At 55.6% G+C, this 20185-nt stretch carries 17 protein-coding genes; 12 read left to right on the top strand and 5 right to left on the bottom strand.

What is annotated here, in order from left to right:
* Positions 1-37 precede the first annotated feature (37 nt).
* A complete protein-coding gene (locus tag RBB44_RS13675; RefSeq protein ID WP_306147843.1) occupies positions 38-781 on the bottom strand; it encodes a response regulator transcription factor in 744 nt (247 codons plus the stop codon).
* Entirely contained in the window at positions 778-2820 is a 2043-nt protein-coding gene (locus RBB44_RS13670) for a PAS-domain containing protein (RefSeq protein WP_306147842.1), read from the bottom strand. The genes RBB44_RS13675 and RBB44_RS13670 overlap by 4 nt, the downstream gene beginning before the upstream one ends.
* A gap of 166 nt (positions 2821-2986) precedes the next feature.
* On the opposite strand from RBB44_RS13670, the gene RBB44_RS13665 reads away from it, so the two are divergent.
* The 10 genes from RBB44_RS13665 to RBB44_RS13620 all read left to right on the top strand — a co-directional run bounded on the left by RBB44_RS13665 (position 2987) and on the right by RBB44_RS13620 (position 14313).
* A complete protein-coding gene (locus RBB44_RS13665; RefSeq protein ID WP_306147841.1) occupies positions 2987-4972 on the top strand; it encodes a long-chain fatty acid--CoA ligase in 1986 nt (661 codons plus the stop codon).
* Complete coding sequence (locus RBB44_RS13660; protein WP_133951299.1) at positions 4969-5796, top strand: ABC transporter ATP-binding protein; 828 nt, start codon at positions 4969-4971, stop codon at positions 5794-5796. The genes RBB44_RS13665 and RBB44_RS13660 overlap by 4 nt, the downstream gene beginning before the upstream one ends.
* A 13-nt stretch (positions 5797-5809) precedes the next feature.
* Positions 5810-6763 (top strand): branched-chain amino acid ABC transporter permease, encoded by a 954-nt coding sequence (locus RBB44_RS13655; protein ID WP_133951301.1) that lies wholly within the window; start codon positions 5810-5812, stop codon positions 6761-6763.
* Positions 6764-6767: 4 nt separating this feature from the next.
* Positions 6768-7844: a branched-chain amino acid ABC transporter permease gene (locus RBB44_RS13650; protein ID WP_306147840.1), complete on the top strand. Its 1077-nt coding sequence runs from the start codon at positions 6768-6770 to the stop codon at positions 7842-7844.
* Between the two features lie 107 nt (positions 7845-7951).
* Complete coding sequence (locus tag RBB44_RS13645) at positions 7952-9280, top strand: ABC transporter substrate-binding protein (RefSeq protein ID WP_133951305.1); 1329 nt, start codon at positions 7952-7954, stop codon at positions 9278-9280.
* A gap of 54 nt (positions 9281-9334) precedes the next feature.
* Complete coding sequence (locus RBB44_RS13640; protein WP_008196185.1) at positions 9335-10189, top strand: ABC transporter ATP-binding protein; 855 nt, start codon at positions 9335-9337, stop codon at positions 10187-10189.
* Positions 10190-10215: 26 nt separating this feature from the next.
* Positions 10216-11454 carry a phenylacetate--CoA ligase family protein gene (locus RBB44_RS13635; RefSeq protein WP_306147839.1) on the top strand — a complete coding sequence of 413 codons (1239 nt, stop codon included), beginning with the start codon at positions 10216-10218 and terminating at the stop codon, positions 11452-11454.
* Between the two features lie 130 nt (positions 11455-11584).
* Positions 11585-12661: a ferrochelatase gene (gene hemH, locus RBB44_RS13630; protein WP_306147838.1), complete on the top strand. Its 1077-nt coding sequence runs from the start codon at positions 11585-11587 to the stop codon at positions 12659-12661.
* A gap of 198 nt (positions 12662-12859) precedes the next feature.
* A complete protein-coding gene (locus RBB44_RS13625) occupies positions 12860-13846 on the top strand; it encodes an SPFH domain-containing protein (protein WP_133951311.1) in 987 nt (328 codons plus the stop codon).
* Positions 13843-14313, top strand: coding sequence for an NfeD family protein (locus RBB44_RS13620; RefSeq protein WP_133951313.1), 471 nt, complete (start codon positions 13843-13845; stop codon positions 14311-14313). Before RBB44_RS13625 ends, RBB44_RS13620 begins: the two co-directional genes overlap by 4 nt.
* Positions 14314-14338: 25 nt before the next feature.
* Here the strand turns inward: RBB44_RS13620 and RBB44_RS13615 are convergent, their stop codons facing one another.
* From RBB44_RS13615 to RBB44_RS13605, 3 genes are all read right to left on the bottom strand, one after another.
* Positions 14339-15193, bottom strand: coding sequence for a flagellar motor protein MotB (locus RBB44_RS13615; RefSeq protein ID WP_133951315.1), 855 nt, complete (start codon positions 15191-15193; stop codon positions 14339-14341).
* Between the two features lie 26 nt (positions 15194-15219).
* Positions 15220-15987 (bottom strand): motility protein A, encoded by a 768-nt coding sequence (locus RBB44_RS13610; RefSeq protein ID WP_133951317.1) that lies wholly within the window; start codon positions 15985-15987, stop codon positions 15220-15222.
* A 156-nt stretch (positions 15988-16143) separates the two neighbouring features.
* Positions 16144-17157, bottom strand: a complete 1014-nt coding sequence (locus RBB44_RS13605) for an SIS domain-containing protein (RefSeq protein WP_306147837.1) — start codon at positions 17155-17157, stop codon at positions 16144-16146.
* A gap of 192 nt (positions 17158-17349) precedes the next feature.
* Here RBB44_RS13605 and RBB44_RS13600 point away from each other — a divergent pair, with 192 nt between their 5' ends.
* Together RBB44_RS13600 and RBB44_RS13595 are read left to right on the top strand one after the other, a co-directional pair.
* On the top strand, positions 17350-18822 hold the full coding sequence (locus tag RBB44_RS13600; protein ID WP_306147836.1) for an outer membrane beta-barrel protein: 1473 nt from the start codon (positions 17350-17352) through the stop codon (positions 18820-18822).
* A gap of 73 nt (positions 18823-18895) precedes the next feature.
* The gene (locus RBB44_RS13595; RefSeq protein WP_306147835.1) at positions 18896-20182 is read left to right on the top strand and encodes a lytic murein transglycosylase; all 1287 of its coding nucleotides are present in this window, start codon (positions 18896-18898) and stop codon (positions 20180-20182) included.
* The last annotated feature ends 3 nt before the right edge of the window (positions 20183-20185 follow it).

Here is a 20185-nt window from a genome sequence, read left to right as displayed (position 1 = left end):
TGTTTGGATGGGCGGTTGCTGCGTTGGGGCGCTGAGCTCAATCCCACTTCACATCGCAGGTCAGCATGTAACCGGACCCGTAAATCGTCCGGATGTGCGCAGGGCCGTCTTTCCTATTCAGCTTCTTTCGTATCCGCGAAATGCGAACGTCGATGGACCGGTCGAGGCTCTCATCGCGGCCGCCGTGTTCAAGCAGGTAATCCCGGGTGAGTACCCGCTTTGGTGCTCGCAATAGTGCCTCCAGGAGTGTTGCTTCCCCGGTCGACAGAAATGTTTCCTCCCCTTCCGGAGCTGTCAGGCAGTGGGAAGACGGTATGTAACTCCAGTCTGCAAAGCGTGCGGTTTCTTCTTTCTTGGCGGCGCGGATCGGTTCGCCCCCCAATCTCCGAAGAATTGACCGAATGCGCGCCACGACTTCTCTCGGATCGAAGGGTTTGACAACATAGTCATCTGCACCGAGTTCCAGGCCAAGAACCCGGTCCGTTGCATGTGCTCGGGCAGATAGAACGATGATTGGTACCGAAGAGTGCCGACGGATCTCATTGATCAAGGCCATGCCCTCCATATCCGGGAGGCCAAGATCGACAATGCATGCGTCTGGTGTTTCTGCCTCAAGAGCTGCCAGCATCTGCGCTGCAGTTGAAAATACCTCACCTTCCATATCGAAGGGCTGCATCGCCTCGATCAACAGACGACCGATTTCCGGTTCGTCATCGACGATGAATGCGCGGGTCTTTCCCGTTGCCAAAGGCTTTGAGTGCGAAGAGCGTTCTGATGTCATGGTTGCAGTATTTTGCGGAGTGTTTCCGCGAGTTGGTAGTCGTTAAAAGGTTTAGCTAAAACAGGAAATTCGCAGCTGCTGCTGTTGTCTGCGAGTGCCGACCAATCCGCGTAACCCGTCATCAAAGCGATCCCCAACTCTGGCCGGTTCTGGCGTATTTCACGGGCAAGCTTCAAACCGTTGGTTTGCCCTGGCATGATGATGTCACTCAAAACTGCTCGCAGCTCCGGCAGGTCCAGCGCGAGTTGACGGGCATCGTCCGCGTTTTCCGCCTTCAATATCGCGAACCCGAGGTTCTGCAGCTGATCAGCGATGGTTTCGCTCACATCCGGATCATCCTCGATCAGCAGAAGCAGTTCTCCTGAGCCGTATTTCAAGGATGCTTTGTCATCGCTTTCGCCGATGTCACCCGCGTCTTGCAGCCTGACAAGCGGCAAGTAGATTGTAAGTGCGGTGCCTTCTCCCAGCTTGCTGCGCACCTGGATCGCGCCGCCCGATTGCTGAATGAAGCCATAAACCATTGACAGACCCAACCCGCTGCCAGTGCCGAAAGCCTTGGTCGTAAAAAAGGGTTCAAAGATTTTGAGTTGGCTGTCTTCATCCATACCGCTGCCTGTATCAGCAACGGTGATCACGGCATATTCTCCCGCCGGCACCGACAATTCTTGGGCCTGTTGAGAATCCAGATCAGTTGCCTTCAACCCGATGGAGAGCGAGCCACCATCCGGCATCGCATCACGCGCGTTGAAGGCCATATTGATGAACGTCGTTTCCATCTGGGTCGGATCGATCAATGCGCCAATCCTGCGATCCTCGGCATCTATGGTGAGCGAGATGGAAGATGGTAGGGAGCCTTCAAGCAGTCGCGCCGCTGACCCGATCACATCGGCGACCGGAACCCTTTGCGGATCGACCGGCTTGCCACGGCTGAAGGCTAATAGGCGCTGGATCAGATCAGATCCTCGTTTAGCGGCTTCCAGCATCGGGGTGACCTTGCTGTCGAGCGCTTCCTTACCAACAGGTGTTTCCATCCGGCCAAGCGTAAGAAGATTGCCCATCATAATGGCAAGAAGATTGTTGAAGTCGTGCGCCAATCCCCCGGTCAGTTTGCCGACGGCATCCATTCGCTGGGATTGGACCAGCGCCGCTTCCGCTGCTTTTTGATCGCTTGCATCGAGGGACAAAACGAATATTCCGAGAGTCCTCCCGTCAACGGTCATGTCGGGGATGAGCGTCGACCGCATATAGGCCATTGTGCCGTCCAGGCGTTCCCTTTGATACTCATAGCTGACAGCGTTGCCCTCAAAGGCACGATTGATATGCGGTTCAAGCTCTGCAAACAGCTCGTCGCCCACAATATCCCGCGCCGGACGCCCGGCAATCGAGACGATGGAATGGCCGAACCAGTCCGCATATCTGCGGTTTGCAAACCTGAAAACCGGTCCCGGTGAAAGGTACGCAATGAGGGCCGGGATGTTGTCCGTCACGAGACGGAGCCAGTCCTCACTCTGCTGTAAGGCGTGCGTTCTTTCTTCGACAGTCCGTTCGAGTTTCTCCTGCCGTTGACGTTCTTCGGTGACATCTGAGTAAATCGTCACGAACCCGCCTTGGGGGAGGGGCGTCCCAGAAACCGCAATGATCTGACCGTTTGGGCGAATGCGTTCGAAATAATGCGGCTCGAAAAGCTTGGCGCGTTCGATCCGGCGTTCAATTTTGGCTTCGATGTCTCCCGGGCCATATTCGCCCCGTTCGGCATTTACGCGAATAAAATCTTGCAGGTGAGAACCGCGCCGCACAATGCTCTCCGGCATGTCCAGCATGTCGTACAAACCGCGGTTCCAAGCGACCAGGCGAAGGTCGCTGTCAAAGACGGTAAACCCCTGATTAATATGATCAAGAGCCGCCTGCAGCAGGTCGATCTGCGCTTTGAGTTGTTTGGTCTCCTCCATATCCGAACAGTAAGGTGCGATGGAGGCTTTGGCTACTGCCTTGTTTCGCACCCGCAGCGAACTTGCAACATTTCGATAAGATTTGAACATACTGCTGCAAACCACCCGAATTAGCGTGAAGGCGTTGGAAGTGGATCAAGCCTTTGTCCGTTCGACAAACCAGATTCTGGTTGAATGGGATGGCACTAGGTAGTTTCATATCCAGCATGAGAACGACCTCGGATAACCGGGGCGCCTTCTAAGGGAAGAAACATCTATGGTAGGGTCGGCCAGCGCTGGACAGCGCGCGGAGGACACCTTTCCGAAAATCCTTCTAAGCAATGGGAAGGTATTCGGATCTCGGACGGCGTTCCGGGAAAAAGATCGGGGGATCTGGCAAAGCTGGACCTGGTCTGAGGTGCTTGATGAAATCCGTGCTTTTTCAATCGGACTTCAGTCTTTGGGTCTGAAACCCAAGGACAAGATCGCTATTGTCGGGGCCAACAGGCCGCGTCTGTACTGGTCGATGGTGGCCGCGCAGGCCCTCGGCGCGGTGCCAGTGCCGGTCTATTCCGATTCTGTTGCGGAAGAGATGGCATATGTCCTCGGCCACGCGGAAGTGCGGTTCGCGGTGGTCGAGGATCAGGAGCAAGTCGATAAACTGCTCAGCATGGGCGATGAAGTTCCGTCGCTGGAGCATCTCATTTATGACGATCCTCGTGGCTTGCGCGACTATCAGCAGGATCATCTGCACTTCTTCGACACGGTTCAGGAAATCGGCCGGAAACAGTTGTCTGAGAACTCCGGCCTGGAAGCCGAATGGGTCAACGGGTTCTCAGGGTATCAAGGCAGCGACATTGCAGTGATGTTGTACACCTCCGGAACCACTGGGCGTCCGAAGGGGGTCATGCTTTCGTTCGACAACTTGGTAATATCGGCACGCAACGGAAATGCGTTCGACAACCTCGATGAGACGGAAGAGGTTCTGGCCTATCTACCGATGGCCTGGATAGGCGATCACGTGTTTTCGCTCGCGCAGGCATTTACGGCCGGATATTGCGTGAACTGCCCGGAAAGCATGGACACGATCGATACAGATCGCCTCGAAATTGCGCCAACATATTTCTTCGCCCCGCCGCGCGTTTATGAAAATCTGCTGACCCGGATCATGGTCCAGATGGAAGACGCAGGTAGGTTCAAGAAAAAGATGTTTGATCATTTCATGGGCGTTGCCCGGAAAGTCGGCGAGAAAATCTTGAACGGTGAGCAGGTCTCGTTTGGCGACCGTCTTCTTTATAACATCGGCGAGTTCTGCGTTTACGGCCCTCTCAAAAACCGTATGGGTCTGACACGCCTGAAAGTTGGCTACACTGCAGGTGAAGCGATTGGTCCGGAGATCTTCCAGTTCTTCCGCTCACTGGGGCTGAACCTCAAGCAGCTTTATGGCCAGACCGAAGCCAGCGTTTACATCACCCTTCAGCCGGACGGCGAGATCTATGGTGACACGGTGGGTAAACCGGCACCGGATGTTGAGATCAAAATCGCCGACAACGGTGAAGTCATGTACCGCTCACCCGGCGTATTCGTCGGCTATTTCAAGAACGATGAGGCGACAGCCAGCACCAAGACACCAGACGGCTGGGTGCACACGGGCGACGCCGGCATTATTGCAGACAACGGACATCTCAAGATCATCGATCGGGCCAAGGACGTCGGCAAACTCAATGACGGAGCTTTGTTCGCTCCAAAATACATCGAGAACAAGCTGAAGTTCTTCCCGAACATCAAAGAGGCGGTTGCATTCGGTCATGAGCGGGACATGGTGACGGTGTTCATCAACATCGATTTGACTTCGGTCGGGTCGTGGGCTGAACGGAACAACGTCAACTATGCGTCCTACCAGGAACTGGCGTCCAACCCTGAAGTCTATGCGATGATCGAAAGTCACGTAGATCAGGTCAACCGTGACCTTGCCGGCGAACCGATGATGGCGGGTGCCCAGATCAAGCGCTTCCTGGTCCTGCACAAGGAACTTGACGCTGATGATGGCGAATTGACACGGACGCAGAAGGTCCGCCGGTCGTTCATCGCAGACCGGTATGCCCCGTTGATCGAGGCGCTCTATGACGGGTCGACCAGCAAACACGTGCGTACGGAAGTCACCTTCGAAGACGGGCGCAAGGGCGCTATCGAGGCGACTGTCGAAATTCGCGACATGAAGACCTACGAGCCCGGTGCAGGGTTCCAGGAGGCAGCCGAATGAACGCCCTAGTATCAGAGAAAGAACTTTCACCGGCTGCCGCGGGAGCACCTGCTGCCGGTGAAGAGCTCCTGCGCGTGGATAACGTGTCCTTGTCGTTCGGCGGCGTGAAAGCGATCACCAACATCTCTTTCGACATTCTGAAAGGGGAAATCCGCGCCATCATTGGTCCGAACGGGGCCGGCAAGACCTCAATGTTGAACGTTATCAATGGGTTCTACCACCCTCAGGAAGGCACCATTACCTGGCAAGGCAAAGTGCGCCGGAAGATGAAGCCGTATGAGGCGGCCAGCAATGGCATTGCCCGGACCTTCCAAAACGTTGCGCTGTTCAAAGGCATGACGACGCTGGACAACATCATGTCCGGCCGGTCCCTGAAGATGCACAAGAACTTCTTCTGGCAGATGCTCTGGCGAGGTCCGGCAGAAGCGGAAGAAATCGAGCACCGCAAGAAGGTCGAGGACATTATCGATTTCCTCGAGATCCAGGCGATCCGCAAAACCCCTGTAGGCCGTTTGCCATATGGCCTTCAAAAGCGGGTTGAGCTTGGCCGGGCGCTTGCCATGGAACCGGATCTTCTACTCCTGGACGAGCCGATGGCCGGCATGAACTTGGAAGAAAAAGAAGACATGAGCCGCTTCATCATCGATGTAAATCAGGAGTTTGGAACCACCATCGCCCTGATTGAACACGACATGGGTGTTGTCATGGATCTCTCCGACCGGGTCGTCGTGCTCGACTACGGCAAGAAGATTGCGGACGGTCCTCCCGAGGAAGTTCAGGCCAGCCAGGCCGTTATCGACGCTTATCTCGGTGTGAGCCACTAACGGGGGGAACCAAATGCTCTACGATATTTTCATTGATCCCTTCGTCCAAATGTACCAGATGCCGGACTTTTTCCTGCAGGTGCTTTGGGAAGGATTTGTTGCCGGGATCCTGTATGCGCTCATTGCGCTTGGATTTGTGCTTATCTTCAAGGCCTCCGGTGTCTTCAACTTTGCCCAGGGCATCATGGTGGTGTTCGCCGGCTTGACGCTTGTGGGCCTTCACGAAAACGGCGTTCCGGCGTATCTGGCCTTGCTGCTGACCATCGGTGTCATGGGTGTGCTGGCCTACAGCGTGGAACGGGTTGTGATGCGTCCGCTGGTCAATCAGCCAGACATCATCTTGCTGATGGCGACCATCGGTCTGACCTACTTCCTGATTGGGTTTGGTGAATTTGTCTTCGGTGGTGAGCCCAAGCAAATGATCACTCAAGAACTTGGCCTGCCAACCGGTTCAACGGCATTCGAATTCGGTGAGCGCGGTCTGGTTATCCTGCAACATATTGATATTGCAGCGGCTGTGATCGCGGTCATCATGGTGGCGTCGCTCGGTATCTTCTTCAACAAGACGCGTATTGGCCGGGCCTTGCGTGCTGTTGCCGATGATCACCAGGCAGCGCTTTCCGTCGGCATTTCGCTCAATCAGATCTGGGCAATTGTCTGGTTCGCAGCAGGCCTGGTTGCGCTTGCAACGGGGATCATGTGGGGCGCGCGCTCCGATGTGTCCTTCGCGCTGGAAATCGTCGCCTTCAAGGCCTTGCCGGTCTTAATCCTCGGGGGCTTTACCTCGATCCCAGGCGCGATTGTTGGCGGCCTTATCATCGGGTTCGGCGAAAAGATAGGTGAACTTTACTGGGGTGGTCTTGTCGGCGGCGGCATCGAGTCGTGGCTCGCCTACATCATCGCACTCATTTTCCTGCTGTTCCGGCCTCAAGGGCTGTTCGGCGAAAAGATCATCGAGCGGGTTTGACACCATGTTTTATCGCGAAGCTGGCCAATTCAAAACAAGCTACCAGGCGGACCAGGCGCTTATGCCGATCCGTCAGGACCGGATCGGTCTTGCGGCAATCCTGCTGATCGCATTTGTCGCCATTCCGTTCTTTGCCAACGACTTCTTTCTGACGTCCATCATGATCCCGTTCCTGGTATTTTCGCTGGCGGCGATCGGGCTGAACGTTCTGACGGGGTTCTGTGGGCAGTTGTCACTCGGCACCGGCGCCTTCATGGGTGTCGGAGCCTATGCTGCCTACAAACTGACAACCATCTTCCCGGACGCCAACGTTATCTTGATGGTGTTGTTGTCCGGCGTGTTCTCCGCCGGAGTTGGCGCAATCTTTGGTCTTCCGAGCTTGCGCATCAAAGGCCTCTACTTGGCTGTGACAACACTGGCGGCCCAGTTCTTCCTTGAGTGGTGCTTCATCCGCATTGGTTGGCTCTACAACTACAATGCTTCCGGGGCGATCGAAGTCCCGCACCGTGAAGCCTTCGGTCTCGTGGTTTCCGGTGCGGAATCGTCTCCACTGGTGCGTTACTTCATCGTACTGACAATCACTGTCGGCATTGCGATGTTGATGGCGAACGTCTTGCGCGGCCGGATCGGACGGTCCTGGATGATGATCCGCGACATGGACATCGCGGCGGAACTGATGGGCATCCGCCCCTTGCAAACCAAGTTGTTGGCTTTTGCCGTGTCGTCTTACATCTGCGGTGTTGCAGGTGCGATGATGGTGTTCTTCTGGCTCAACGCGGCTGAACCGTCATCCTACTCCATCCAGCTGTCCTTCCAGGTGCTGTTCATGGTGATCTTGGGTGGCTTGGGCAGCCTTGCAGGCGCCTTTATGGGCGCAGCGTTCATCTGGATCCTGCCGGTCTTCCTGAAGTTCATTCCGGGTGTTCTCGGATTTGACGTGGCAGCAGAAGCCGTCGAGCATGTCACTTTCATGATCGTCGGTGCATTGATCATCTTCTTCCTGATCGTCGAGCCGCACGGGTTTGCCCGGCTGTGGCAGATCGGGAAACAAAAGCTCAGGGTCTGGCCGTTCCCGTACTAAGGCGGCCAGCCTTATACCCGCCATCCGGACTTGGACCAGTCCGGGGAGGAATGGCGTCACTGGTCTGGCGGTATCGGATCGTCCGGTCCGCATGGGAGGAGTACAAAATGAACTTCAAGCAACTTGCTCTGGGAACAGCTGTTGCCGTCGGTGTGGGCTTGTCGGGTGCTATGACGCCTGTCGCCCAGGCCGAAGACACCAACTATGTTCCGCTGCTGACTTACCGGACCGGTCCGTTCGCAGCTTCAGGCATTCACATCGCCAACGGCATGCACGACTATCTGAAAATGCTCAATGAGCGCGATGGTGGTATCGGCGGTGTCAAGCTGGCCCTCGAAGAGTGCGAAACCGGCTACAACGCGCAAAAAGGCGTGGAGTGCTACGAAGCAACCAAAGGCAAAGGCGCGCTGGTCTATAATCCGTATTCAACGGGCATCACGCTCCAGCTGATCCCGAAGGCCAGCGTTGATAAAATTCCGGTTCTCTCCATGGGGTACGGTCTGTCTGCGGCCGCAGACGGCAACACATTCCCTTGGGTCTTCAACGTGCCGGACACATACTGGGACGGTGCTTCCGTGGTCATCAAATACATTGGTGAACAGGAAGGTGGCCTGGACAATCTGAACGGCAAAAAGATCGGTTACATCTTCCTGGATGCCGGCTACGGCCGTGAGCCGATCCCGCTTCTGGAACAGCTCGCAGAAAAGCATGGCTTTGAGCTCCTGAAGTACCCGGTTGGTCTGAAGGAAATGCAGAACCAGTCCTCACAGTGGCTGAACGTGCGCCGTGACCGTCCGGACTACATGATCATGTGGGGCTGGGGCGCAATGAACCCGACCGCGATCAAGGAAGCCGTCAAAATCCGTTACCCGATGGACAAGTTCATTGGTGTGTGGTGGTCCGCAGGCGATGACGATGCAGCTGCGGGCGGTCAGGATGCCAAAGGCTACAAGGCTCTGAACTTCTCTGGCGTTGGCCGTGACTTCCCGGCTCTGGATGACATTCAGAAGTATGTCATTGACGCTGGTCTGTCTTCCACGGACGGCGAGACACTGGGTCAGACGCTCTACAACCGTGGTGTGTTGAACTCCGTAATCGTTGCCGAAGGCATTCGGACTGCTCAGGAACTGACCGGTAAGAAAGTGATCACTGGTGAAGACATGCGGATGGGTCTGGAAGCCTTGAACCTTGATGAAGCTCGTCTTGCGGAACTTGGCCTTAAAGGTTTTGCACATCCGATGAAGGTGACCTGTGAAGACCACTCCGGCAGCCATCCTGTGTTCGTTCAAGAGTGGAACGGCACAAAGTGGCAGCAGGCATCTGGCTGGATTGAACCGATGACCGATGTCGTTCGCCCGCTTATCGAAGCTGCGGCTAAAGAATACGCAGAGAAAAACGCTCCGTGGCCTGCACGGACTGAACCCTGCCCGAACTGATTGGCAGCCCGCTCCGCCGCACCACTGCGGCGGAGCCTCTCAGGAGAGGACGGAATGGCTTTATTGGATGTAGAAACGCCGAACACGGAAGCTGCCGCTGAGCCGGCTGAAACGATCCTGTCGGTCAACAATATCGAAGTGATTTATGACCACGTGATCCTGGTGCTCAAGGGCGTGTCCCTGACTGTACCAAAGGGTGGGATCGTGGCTCTGCTCGGGGCGAACGGCGCCGGCAAATCAACCACATTGAAGGCCATATCCAATCTGCTCGGCGCTGAGCGCGGAGATGTGACAAAAGGCAAGATCCTTTTTGAAGGGGAAGAAGTTCAAGCACTGTCTCCAAATGATCTGGTCCGCCGCGGGTGTATTCAGGTCATGGAAGGCCGGCACTGCTTTGGTCACCTTTCAATTGAAGAAAACCTGCTGACAGGTGCTTACACACGCAAGGACGGGCACGCTGCGGTAAAGGCAGATCTGGAGATGGTTTATGACTATTTCCCCCGTTTGAGAGAACGCCGCCAGAGCCAGGCGGGGTACACCTCAGGCGGTGAGCAGCAGATGTGCGCCATTGGCCGGGCCCTGATGAGCCGGCCGAAGATGATCCTGCTGGATGAACCGAGCATGGGCCTTGCGCCGCAGCTCGTGGAAGAGATTTTCGAAATTGTTCGCAAGCTCAACCAAAACGAAGGTGTTTCCTTCCTCTTGGCTGAGCAGAACACCAACGTTGCGCTCAAATACGCAACCTACGGCTATATTATGGAATCGGGACGGATCGTTCTTGATGGGGCTGGGAAATCCCTTCTGGAGAACGAAGACGTCAAGGAATTCTACCTTGGTGTTGGCGGCGAAGGACGCCGCTCCTTCAAGGACGTCAAACACTACAAACGAAGAAAGCGCTGGCTGGCCTAAACAAGGGCTTACAGGCGGAGACGACCATGAGCAATCAACCATATGAGGCGCGCGAGCAGCAAAGCCCTGCTCAGCGCGAACAGGATCTCTTTGCCCGGCTACCGGAGCAACTGAGTGGCGCCATGCAGTCCGCCCCAGGGTGGGCGGCACAATTGGATGGTGTCGATGCGCATTCCGTAACAGACCGTGCGGCGCTCGCAAAACTACCGGTCTTGCGCAAATCCGAGATGCTCGAGAAGCAGAAAGCGGCTCCTCCGTTTGGTGGCTTCCTATCGCAAAACGGTGTCACGGCCGCGCGCGTTTTCATGTCGCCTGGACCGATCTGGGAACCTCAAGCACCCGGTCTGGATCCGTGGAACGGGGCGCGGGCGTTGCACGCTGCAGGCTTCAAGATGGGCGATACCGTTCTCAACGCCTTCTCTTACCATTTGACACCTGGCGGCTTCATCCTGGATCAGGCTGCGATTGCGATGGGCTGCTCCGTGTTTCCTGCCGGTGTTGGCAACACGGATATGCAAGTGGAAGCGGTTGAAGTATTGAAACCGACCGGTTTCACGGGAACGCCAGACTACCTCAAGGTTCTCCTCGACCGTGGGGCAGAGCAGGGCCGGGACATGTCCTCCATCAAGGTTGCGCTGGTCTCCGGCGGAGCCTTGTTCCCGGCCTTGCGCGAGGAATATGCATCCAAGGGCATATCCGTTGCGCAGTGTTATGCGACGGCCGACCTCGGTGTCATTGCTTATGAGACCGAAGCGCGCGAAGGCATGGTGGTCAATGAGGACTATATTGTTGAGATCGTGCGCCCTGGAACCGGAGAACCGGTTGCCGATGGCGAAGTCGGTGAGCTTGTGGTCACCAACTTCAACCCCCTCTACCCGTTGATCCGGTTTGGAACCGGGGACCTGTCGATGGTTATGCCCGGTCAGTCGCCCTGCGGGCGGACCAACATGCGGCTGGCCGGGTGGATGGGACGGGCCGATCAGCGGACCAAAATTAAAGGTATGTTCGTCGACCCGTCCCAAATCGCCCAGATCCTCAGCAACCATCCGGAAGTCAAGAAAGCGCGCTTGTCTGTCAGCCGTGCCGGGGCCAGTGATGCCATGAAGCTGTCTGTCGAGACGGAGGTCATGGGCAACGGGCTTGCTGAGCGTGTTGCAGATACCTTGCGGGATGTAACCCGATTAAAGGGAGATGTGGAACTTGTGTCTCCCGGGACGCTGCCTAACGACGGGAAAGTCATCGCTGACGAACGCGACTACGGCTAAGGTTGCCAGTCGCCTGGTCGGTCTCTGTTAAGAAAAGATCATCTGCGCCGGTGATGCCGCATTGGCCTTCCGCAGTCGTTGTCCTATGTATGGGCGAAAGTGACGCAAAGCGTAAGGGTAATGAAAGCAGATGAACGTTCAACCGACAGCTCCCATCCTCGATCAGGCAGCTGAGTTTCAAAAAGTCCGCCTGCCTGAGGGACACCCGGATGTGAAAGCCGGAAAGGTCGGCGTCCTTCTTGTCAATCTCGGCACGCCGGATGCGACGGACTACTGGCCAATGCGCCGGTATCTTCGCGAGTTCTTGTCGGACAAACGCGTGATCGAATGGCCTAAGGCGATTTGGTATCCGATCCTCTATGGAATTGTTCTGATGACCCGCCCGGGGAAATCCGGCAAGGCCTATGAAGAGATCTGGAATCACGAGAAAAATGAGTCGCCCCTGCGCACCATTACCCGCAGTCAGTCGGACAAGCTCACTGACATGCTGGGCGATGCCAATGGCCGGTTGAAAGTGGACTGGGCGATGCGTTATGGCCAGCCGTCAATCCCCGATAAGCTGAAAGCGCTGAAGGATGCCGGCTGCGACAGAATTCTCGTGTTTCCGCTTTACCCGCAGTATTCGGCCACAACCACGGCCACTGTGAATGACGTTGTTTGCAAAACCCTGATTGACATGCGTTGGCAGCCGGCAATCCGGACTGTGCCACCCTATCATGATGATCCGATCTACGTGAACGCGCTGGCGAAATCGGTCGAGAGACATCTGGAAAGCCTGGATTTCGAGCCGGAAACGATCCTTACGTCCTACCACGGTATCCCGCAGTCCTATTTCAAACGGGGCGATCCTTACCATTGCCACTGCATGAAAACGACGCGCTTGATGCGTGAGGTGCTGGGCATGGACGAAACGAAATTGCGGACCACGTTCCAGTCCCGTTTCGGGCCTGAAGAGTGGCTTCAACCCTACACCGACAAGACCGTAGAACAACTTGCCATAGACGGCATGAAGAACATTGCGGTCATGAACCCTGGGTTCGTGTCGGATTGCCTTGAAACGCTCGAAGAAATCGCTGGCGAGGCTGGCGAGATCTTTGAAGAGGCCGGCGGCGAAAACTTCACCCATATCCCATGCCTCAACGACAGCGATCTGGGAATGGATGTTCTGAACACGATCGTTCGCCGCGAGCTCGGCGGTTGGATTTGATCTGAATTGGAAGTTGAAGTTCATCGGGCGTTGCGAACAGCAATGCCCGGTGGATTGAGGCCGTCATAATCCAGCCAGGCTCAAGCGCCTAATATCATTTTGAAAACAGTCACACCACGTTGACGCTGGGTGTTTCGTCTGGAACAACCCGACCTCACGTCGTAATGTGCTGTCAGATAATGATTTTAGGAGGCTGAAATGCCTATTGCCGGATTTGATATTGTTTTGATCGGCGTACTTTTGCTGGTCATCCTTGTGTTCTTTGCCGGGGTCAAAACAGTCCCGCAAGGATACAATTACACGATTGAGCGTTTTGGGCGGTACCGCAAGACACTGACCCCAGGACTGAACTTCATCATCCCGTTCATCGACCGGATCGGTCACAAGCTGAACATGATGGAGCAGGTCCTGGATGTTCCCTCGCAAGAGGTGATTACCCGAGACAACGCGACCGTGACGGCCGATGGTGTCACGTTTTATCAGGTGCTTGATGCCGCCCGGGCAGCCTATGAAGTTCTGGGTCTACAGAACGCTATCCTCAATTTGACAATGACAAATATCAGGTCTGTCATGGGATCCATGGATCTTGATAGTCTGTTGTCCAACCGCGACGAAATCAATGCCCAAATCCTGAGGGTTGTGGACGCCGCTGCAGAGCCGTGGGGTATCAAGATCACCAGGATTGAGATCAAGGACATCAATCCGCCGCGTGATCTTGTTGATGCTATGGGCCGGCAGATGAAGGCCGAGCGGGAAAAACGGGCATCGATCCTTGAGGCGGAAGGCAAACGTCAGTCTGAGATTCTGAAGGCGGAAGGCGAGAAGCAATCGCTCATCCTTGAGGCAGAAGGGCGCAGAGAATCAGCGTTCCGGGACGCGGAAGCCAGAGAGCGTGAGGCGGAAGCCGAGGCCAAAGCAACGCAAATGGTCAGTGAGGCCATCGCCAATGGTGATGTGCAGGCGATCAACTACTTCGTTGCCAATAAATACGTTGAAGCCTTCACGGCGCTGGCTACGTCCCGCAACCAAAAGACCCTGATTTTGCCAATGGAAGCAACCTCCTTGCTTGGCTCGTTGAGCGGTATCGGCGAGATTGCGAAGGAAGCTTTTGGTGATGGCGATAAACCTCAACGGTCATCATCTGGGGTGCCGGTTACACGTACATCGACCGGAGAACAGCAATGAGTCTTACAGAGAGCATCATTCAGGCTCTCGGCTCGTGGAGCTGGGTCGTCCTGGGGTTGATCCTTCTGGGACTGGAAATCCTGGCTCCTGGCACGGTCTTCCTATGGTTTGGACTGTCTGCCATTGTGGTCGGGATTGTTGCGCTGCTCTTCGATTTCAGCTGGCAGGTTCATGTCGGCCTCTTTGTTGTCCTCTCAATTGTCAGCTTGTTGATTGGTCGTAAGCTGATGCTGAAAGCGGCTTCTGAGACCGGGGATCCGGGGTTGAACAAGCGCGGCAGCCGTTACATTGGACGTGAATTCACCCTCACGACGCCGTTAAGCGAAGGCGCCGGCAAGCTGTCAATTGATGATACGATTTGGCGGATTTCAGGCCCAGATTTGCCAGCAGGCACAAAAGTGCGTGTCGATGGTGTCGACGGCGCTCGGTTGGTTGTTTCCGATGTTAACGGGGAGAGCACGTCTTAGCCCCGTTGTAGATCGCAACACTGGCTTAGAGCTTGTGGCCCGGCGGGATCGGTGGTTCTTCGGCCATCAATAGGATACCAACCCGCCGGTTGGCCGCAAGATAAGGATCGTTCGGGAACAAAGGTTCTGTGTCCGACTTTCCAACCACTGAATAGAATTGTCCGTCCGGCACACCATACTCTGAGAGGATCTGACGGGCGACATTGGCACGCTCCGTCGACAGGTCCCATCCGGTGTAGCTGGGGTCTACCGTTGCTGCACCAGCTGTCGTATGCCCGGTGATCTCGATCCGGTTGGGCATTCGCGCAAGCACCGGTGCCATCTTCGCGATCAGCCGGCGTGTGGTCTCGTAAGGATACTTCGACCCTTCTCGGAACATGGACCGGCCGTCCTGATCAACCAGCATGATGTTCAGACCTTCCTCGGTCTCTTCCAAAATGATGTTGGTCGAAACTTCCGTGATTTCCGGCATTTCCTGCCAGGCTTGCCGAAGGGAGGCCGCGGCGGTTGCAAACTGACGCGGTTTTTCGATTTCCGCTTCCATCGTGTCGTGCGTGTTGGCTTCCGGGCCTTGTTTGCGGCGCTTCTCGTGGCGCTCTTGTGCAAAATCTGAGTCCAGTTCCTGCTCGACCTGGCTGATATCTTTCATGTAGTCCCGGATCGGGATGCCTTCGACTTCGATGATCCCGGTACGGCGAGAGTTTTCTTTCACGCCAAAGGCTTCGCGCATTGAACCGGCGACGACCTGAAGTTTTTCCTTATCTTGAATGGAAAACGAGATGATCAGAACGAAGAAACACACGAGGAGTGACATCAAATCGGCGAACGTCACCAGCCAATCCGGTGCGCCGCCTCCCCCTTGTGGTTTCTTTCTTGCCATAACGCGTTACTCGCCCCTAAGCCAACTTAAGCAGCTTCTGCCAGATCAGCCCGGGCTTTTTCCGGCAGATATGCGACCAGCATTTCCTTGATCAGGGCAGGGCTCTTGGATTCTCGGATTTGGCAAACACCATCGATGATCAGGGTTTGGTTCAATTCATCGACATCAAACTTTGCATCCAGCTTGTCGACCATCGGCAGGCACAAGATGTTGGAAATCAATGCGCCATAGAGCGTTGTCAAAAGAGCAACCGCCATGGACGGGCCGATCGCGGCCGGATCGTCCATGTTCGCAAGCATTTGGACGAGACCGACCAGCGTACCGATCATGCCGAAGGCCGGTGCCGAATCCCCAAGGGCTTTCATCACACGTTTGCCCTCCGACAAACGGCTTAATTGAAGGTCGCGTTCGCGCTCCATGGCTTCCTTGATGAATTCCAATTCGTATCCGTCGGCGATGTATTGCACGCCCTTTGCAAGGACAGGATCTGAAACGTCGACGTTCTCAAGACCGAGCGGACCGGACTTGCGAACTATTTCACCGAGGTTGGTAATTTCAGAGATGAGGTCGCGCGGGCTTGCGCTTTTCCCGGACAACGCAACCTTGAAGGCGGTCGTGAACGCCGCTGCGATATCGGAAACCTGAAATCGGATAAGGGTCGCGGCAAGGCCGCCACCGATAACGATCAGCATAGATGGAACATCGACGAATTGGCCGAAACTGCCGCCAAGAAAAATAGCGGTAATAACGATGGCAAACGCACCGATAATTCCAAGTAGGGTCGCGAGATCCATACGAAACACACCAAGGTCTCGGGCGAAAGGCCCAGTCAAACTTGGGAGCAGTGTAGGCTCGCTATGGCTAATCAAATGCTAATGCTGCCACTAAAATTTTGCAGCGCTGAGAAAATGTCAGAATCCGTGACCTACTTGTGAACGCAAAGCTTTCGTCTAAGCGGCACCAGCTCGAAGAAGGTCATGCATGTGAACAATTCCAACCGGTCGGCCGTCTTCTACGACAAAGACAGTCGTGATCGAGGAACTGTTCAGGAGTTCCAGGATTGAGGCGGAAAGTGTCCCTGGATGCACAGTCTTCGGCCCGCGTGTCATGATGTCACCAGCCGTTTTTTCCAGAAGGTTGGATGTCACATGGCGGCGCAAATCACCATCGGTGATGATACCCATCAACTGGTTCAACTCGTCTACGACACCCAGAACGCCAAAGCCTTTTTGTGACATGACAACAATACCGTCGGTCATGGGTGTAGCTGCCGGGACAAGTGGTAGCGACTCACCAAGATGCATGATATCTTTTGCCGTCTTGAGGCTGGCGCCAAGGCGGCCACCAGGGTGAAAGACCTTATAGTCCTGAACGGTAAACCCGCGCCCCTCGAGAAGCGCCACCGTCAAAGCATCGCCGAGGGCAAGCTGTACCAGAGCAGATGTTGTTGGTGCCAGCCCGTGCGGGCAGGCTTCAGCCACACTTGGCAGCTTTAGAATAATGTCCGCGGCTTGGCCGAGCGTGCTGTCCTGCCGTGATGTGATGGCAACCAATGGAACTTTAAAGCGCCGTGTGTAGGCCACAAGGCTGGCAAGTTCCTGTGTTTCACCGGACCAGGACAATGCAAGGACAACATCATCTTGGGTAATCATCCCGAGATCGCCGTGACTTGCCTCCGTGGCATGGACGAAGAACGCAGGCGTTCCTGTTGAGGCAAGGCTTGCCGCGATCTTGGTCCCAATATGGCCGCTCTTGCCGATGCCCGAGACAATGACACGCCCGGAAATGCCTTGGATCAGGCTGCAGGCTTTCTGGAAAGGCGCCGCAAGCCCATCTTTCAGAGCCACCCGCAATGCGCTCAGCCCTGCCATTTCGGTTTCTAGGGCCCGCTCAGCGGAAACGATATACTCCATGTGCAGCTCTGAGCTTTCCGAAGTGTTGGGGTCTTGAGCTGGGCTGGTCATGGATCGCGGTCTTTCTTGCTTTTCGGCGCTAGAATTAGGCCACAGCAGGCTTTCGTTCAAGAACCTGTTTATTTTATGTCCATATCCAGCAGCTATGGTTAATCAGCGTTGGCATTTTGCAATATGGAAACGAAGCATTAACCATCCTTCGTCAGGTTGGGCGGGTATAATCTGACCGCATTCTGGCTGTGAATGACCCGTTTTTTAACATGCATCATCTGTTTCGCGCTTAGCCTGGCGCTTGCGGAACCGTCGTTCGCTCAGACGGCGGTGCCGGGTCTGCGTGGTTCGGATGATCCTGGACGTGTCAATGCTGCAGATGATGATGGCCGGGAAGAAGCAGAAACACCGGCAGGTGTGAACCCGACACAATCAAACGTTTTTGCCCTACGCCCTTCCGTCAATATTGCGGAAGAAGAGGATGGATCAACGGGACTCGGTGCAGCCGGACGTGTTCAGCCAGTGCGGCCATTCTCCGACAGGATAACTGCCGTAACGCGTGCCGTCCCTCTCGCTCAGGGCGGGATCGACGATACTGTCTTTGGAGGTGACACCACGTTCGATGCGCCGGACGGGATTCGGCTCGGCTCGTTCATTTTGACACCGCAATTGACCGTCACCGCTGGCTATACCGACAACACCTCAAGATCAGCAACAGGTGGTGCGGGCAGTCTTTACAGAATCGCCCCGGACATTTCTCTGACTTCGGATTGGGTCCGGCATCAGTTTGATGCTTCCCTACGCGGCAGTTACATCGGTTATCCTGGAAATCCGGACGACGATGACATTTTCGGGTCCGCCGCTGCGGGCCTGCGTCTTGATATTACCGAGGCAACACGGGTTGATGCGGACATCAGCTACGGCATTAGCCGGGAGGAAGATGGGAGCGCCGAGTCGCTCGGGAATGACACTTTCATCCATGAAGGCAATATCGATCTCGGTGTCACGCGCAATGTTGGTCTTCTTGCTGCGACTGCAGCCGTTGGCGCAGATCGCAGGGTCTATGATTCAGATAGCACCATCGAGAGCGGGCGTGACAACACAGTCTATTCCGCGAGTTTGAGGCTCGGCAGCAACGCTGGAGGCTTGTTGTCACCGTTTGCTCAAGGCTCGCTCCTTTTCCGCCGGTTCGACCAAACCTGCAGCGACAGTATCTGCGAAATCCGGGATGCAGACGGGTATGAGCTTCGTGGCGGTCTTGCCATTGCAGCCGGCCCGAAACTCGTCGGTGAAGTCAGCGCCGGTTGGCGTTTGGAAGACATTGAAGACAGCCGTTTGAAAAATCTGTCGGGACTTGTGATTGACGGATCGCTGGTCTGGTCGCCCAGCCGCCTGACAACGGTCACAGCTGGCGTTGGAACGAGTTTTGATGCAACAGACATCGACAATGCCAGCGGCTCCATTATCTACTCTGGAGATCTTCGGCTTGCGCATGCCTTCAGCGACCGGTGGGTAGGCGAGGCTGGGCTTGGTTACAGCTATCGGACATATGAAGGTGTTTCGATCGAGGAAAATACGCTGACCGGCTTTGGTGGAATGACATACGCATTGACGCAAAACGTTGCGCTCACTGCAAATTATATTCATCGCCGCTTTGAGAGTTCCCAAGACGGTGGTGATTACACCGAAAACGCCATTGAAGCCGGCCTTCGTTTCCGGCATTAACTGCACAGTAACCAAAAACAGATCATTTGGACGAGGCGGGGCGACACTACGGTTAGGGCATTAGGAGGCCCGTATGCGGGATATTTTTCGGCAAACGACACGTGTGATCGGCGGAATGCCTTCGGTTTTTTCCTTCAAACCAGTGCTGCGCAACAGCCTAAGAGCGTTTGTTATTGCGGTTGGCAGTCTAAGCGCCAGTTCCGCCTTCGCTACGAGCGGCGGGGCGTCGGATCCCGGTTTTACCCGTTTTATCAAGGATTTCTGGCCGGCAGCCCGGTCTGCTGGCATCACCGCACAGACCTACAATGCGGTCTTCACGGGCATGCAGCCCGACAACGATACGATCCGCCTGATGAGCAAGCAGTCGGAGTTCGTAAAGCCGATTTGGGAATACCTTGACAGTGCAGTTTCCGATACCCGTGTCGAAAAGGGCCGTGAGCTTCTGATCGAGTACGATGGTGTCCTGCGCCAAATCGAAGCCCGCTACGGTGTCGACCGTGAGGCCGTGCTCGCCATTTGGGGCATGGAAACCAACTACGGCGGCTTCATGGGCCGCCACAACGTTATTCAGGCGCTTGCGACCCTGGCTTATGCCGCGCCGAGGCGGACAGACTTCTGGCGCAAAGAACTCGTAACGGCACTTGCGATTGTTCAGGCCGGACATGTGAAATTCTCTGAGATGGAAGGCTCCTGGGCAGGAGCAATGGGGCATACCCAATTCATGCCGTCCAGCTGGAAAGCCTATTCGGCGGATTACAACGGTGATGGAAAGCGGGATATCTGGACCTCAATACCGGACGCTCTGGCGTCCACTGCCTACTATTTGAAACGCCATGGTTGGCAGACGGGCAAGACATGGGGCTATGAAGTCCAGCTCCCGAACGGTTTTGACTACAATCTTGCCGATGGTGAGAAGACACTCACACTCGGAGAATGGCAACGTTATGGCATCCGCCGGGTAAATGGCCGAGGGTTTCCGCGTCCATCCGACAACGGCATCCTTGTCTTGCCTGCCGGCGCCTCCGGCCCCGCCTTTCTGATGCTGCGCAACTTTTATGTGATTAAGCGGTACAACAATGCAACGGCCTATGCCCTGGCAGTTGGCCATCTGGCGGATCGTATTATTGGTGGTGGACCTCTGGCCGGAAACTGGTCGAAGGAACATCTGCCACTAACACGGTCAGAAACGACCGAGTTGCAGGCGCTTTTAAACCAGAAGGGCTTTTCTGTTGGGGCTGCCGACGGCAAAGTCGGCCCGGCTACCCGCAGGGGCATCCGGGCCTATCAGCGGTCAAAGGGGATGGTGCCGGATGGGCATCCGTCAGTTGTTTTGCTGGCGCACCTGAAAACAGACCGCTAAACT

Source organism: Roseibium sp. MMSF_3247 (assembly GCF_030733765.1).
Classification (GTDB): domain Bacteria; phylum Pseudomonadota; class Alphaproteobacteria; order Rhizobiales; family Stappiaceae; genus Roseibium.
This window is presented reverse-complemented; position numbering and strand designations above follow the sequence as displayed.

Excerpts from the sequence above, each read along its gene's own strand:
- RBB44_RS13675 (WP_306147843.1), bottom strand. The coding sequence starts at position 781 with ATGACATCAGAACGCTCTTCGCACTCAAAGCCTTTGGCAACGGGAAAG.
- RBB44_RS13670 (WP_306147842.1), bottom strand. The coding sequence starts at position 2,820 with ATGTTCAAATCTTATCGAAATGTTGCAAGTTCGCTGCGGGTGCGAAAC.
- RBB44_RS13665 (WP_306147841.1), top strand. The coding sequence starts at position 2,987 with ATGGTAGGGTCGGCCAGCGCTGGACAGCGCGCGGAGGACACCTTTCCG.
- RBB44_RS13660 (WP_133951299.1), top strand. The coding sequence starts at position 4,969 with ATGAACGCCCTAGTATCAGAGAAAGAACTTTCACCGGCTGCCGCGGGA.
- RBB44_RS13655 (WP_133951301.1), top strand. The coding sequence starts at position 5,810 with ATGCTCTACGATATTTTCATTGATCCCTTCGTCCAAATGTACCAGATG.
- RBB44_RS13650 (WP_306147840.1), top strand. The coding sequence starts at position 6,768 with ATGTTTTATCGCGAAGCTGGCCAATTCAAAACAAGCTACCAGGCGGAC.
- RBB44_RS13645 (WP_133951305.1), top strand. The coding sequence starts at position 7,952 with ATGAACTTCAAGCAACTTGCTCTGGGAACAGCTGTTGCCGTCGGTGTG.
- RBB44_RS13640 (WP_008196185.1), top strand. The coding sequence starts at position 9,335 with ATGGCTTTATTGGATGTAGAAACGCCGAACACGGAAGCTGCCGCTGAG.
- RBB44_RS13635 (WP_306147839.1), top strand. The coding sequence starts at position 10,216 with ATGAGCAATCAACCATATGAGGCGCGCGAGCAGCAAAGCCCTGCTCAG.
- hemH (WP_306147838.1), top strand. The coding sequence starts at position 11,585 with ATGAACGTTCAACCGACAGCTCCCATCCTCGATCAGGCAGCTGAGTTT.
- RBB44_RS13625 (WP_133951311.1), top strand. The coding sequence starts at position 12,860 with ATGCCTATTGCCGGATTTGATATTGTTTTGATCGGCGTACTTTTGCTG.
- RBB44_RS13620 (WP_133951313.1), top strand. The coding sequence starts at position 13,843 with ATGAGTCTTACAGAGAGCATCATTCAGGCTCTCGGCTCGTGGAGCTGG.
- RBB44_RS13615 (WP_133951315.1), bottom strand. The coding sequence starts at position 15,193 with ATGGCAAGAAAGAAACCACAAGGGGGAGGCGGCGCACCGGATTGGCTG.
- RBB44_RS13610 (WP_133951317.1), bottom strand. The coding sequence starts at position 15,987 with ATGGATCTCGCGACCCTACTTGGAATTATCGGTGCGTTTGCCATCGTT.
- RBB44_RS13605 (WP_306147837.1), bottom strand. The coding sequence starts at position 17,157 with ATGACCAGCCCAGCTCAAGACCCCAACACTTCGGAAAGCTCAGAGCTG.
- RBB44_RS13600 (WP_306147836.1), top strand. The coding sequence starts at position 17,350 with ATGACCCGTTTTTTAACATGCATCATCTGTTTCGCGCTTAGCCTGGCG.
- RBB44_RS13595 (WP_306147835.1), top strand. The coding sequence starts at position 18,896 with ATGCGGGATATTTTTCGGCAAACGACACGTGTGATCGGCGGAATGCCT.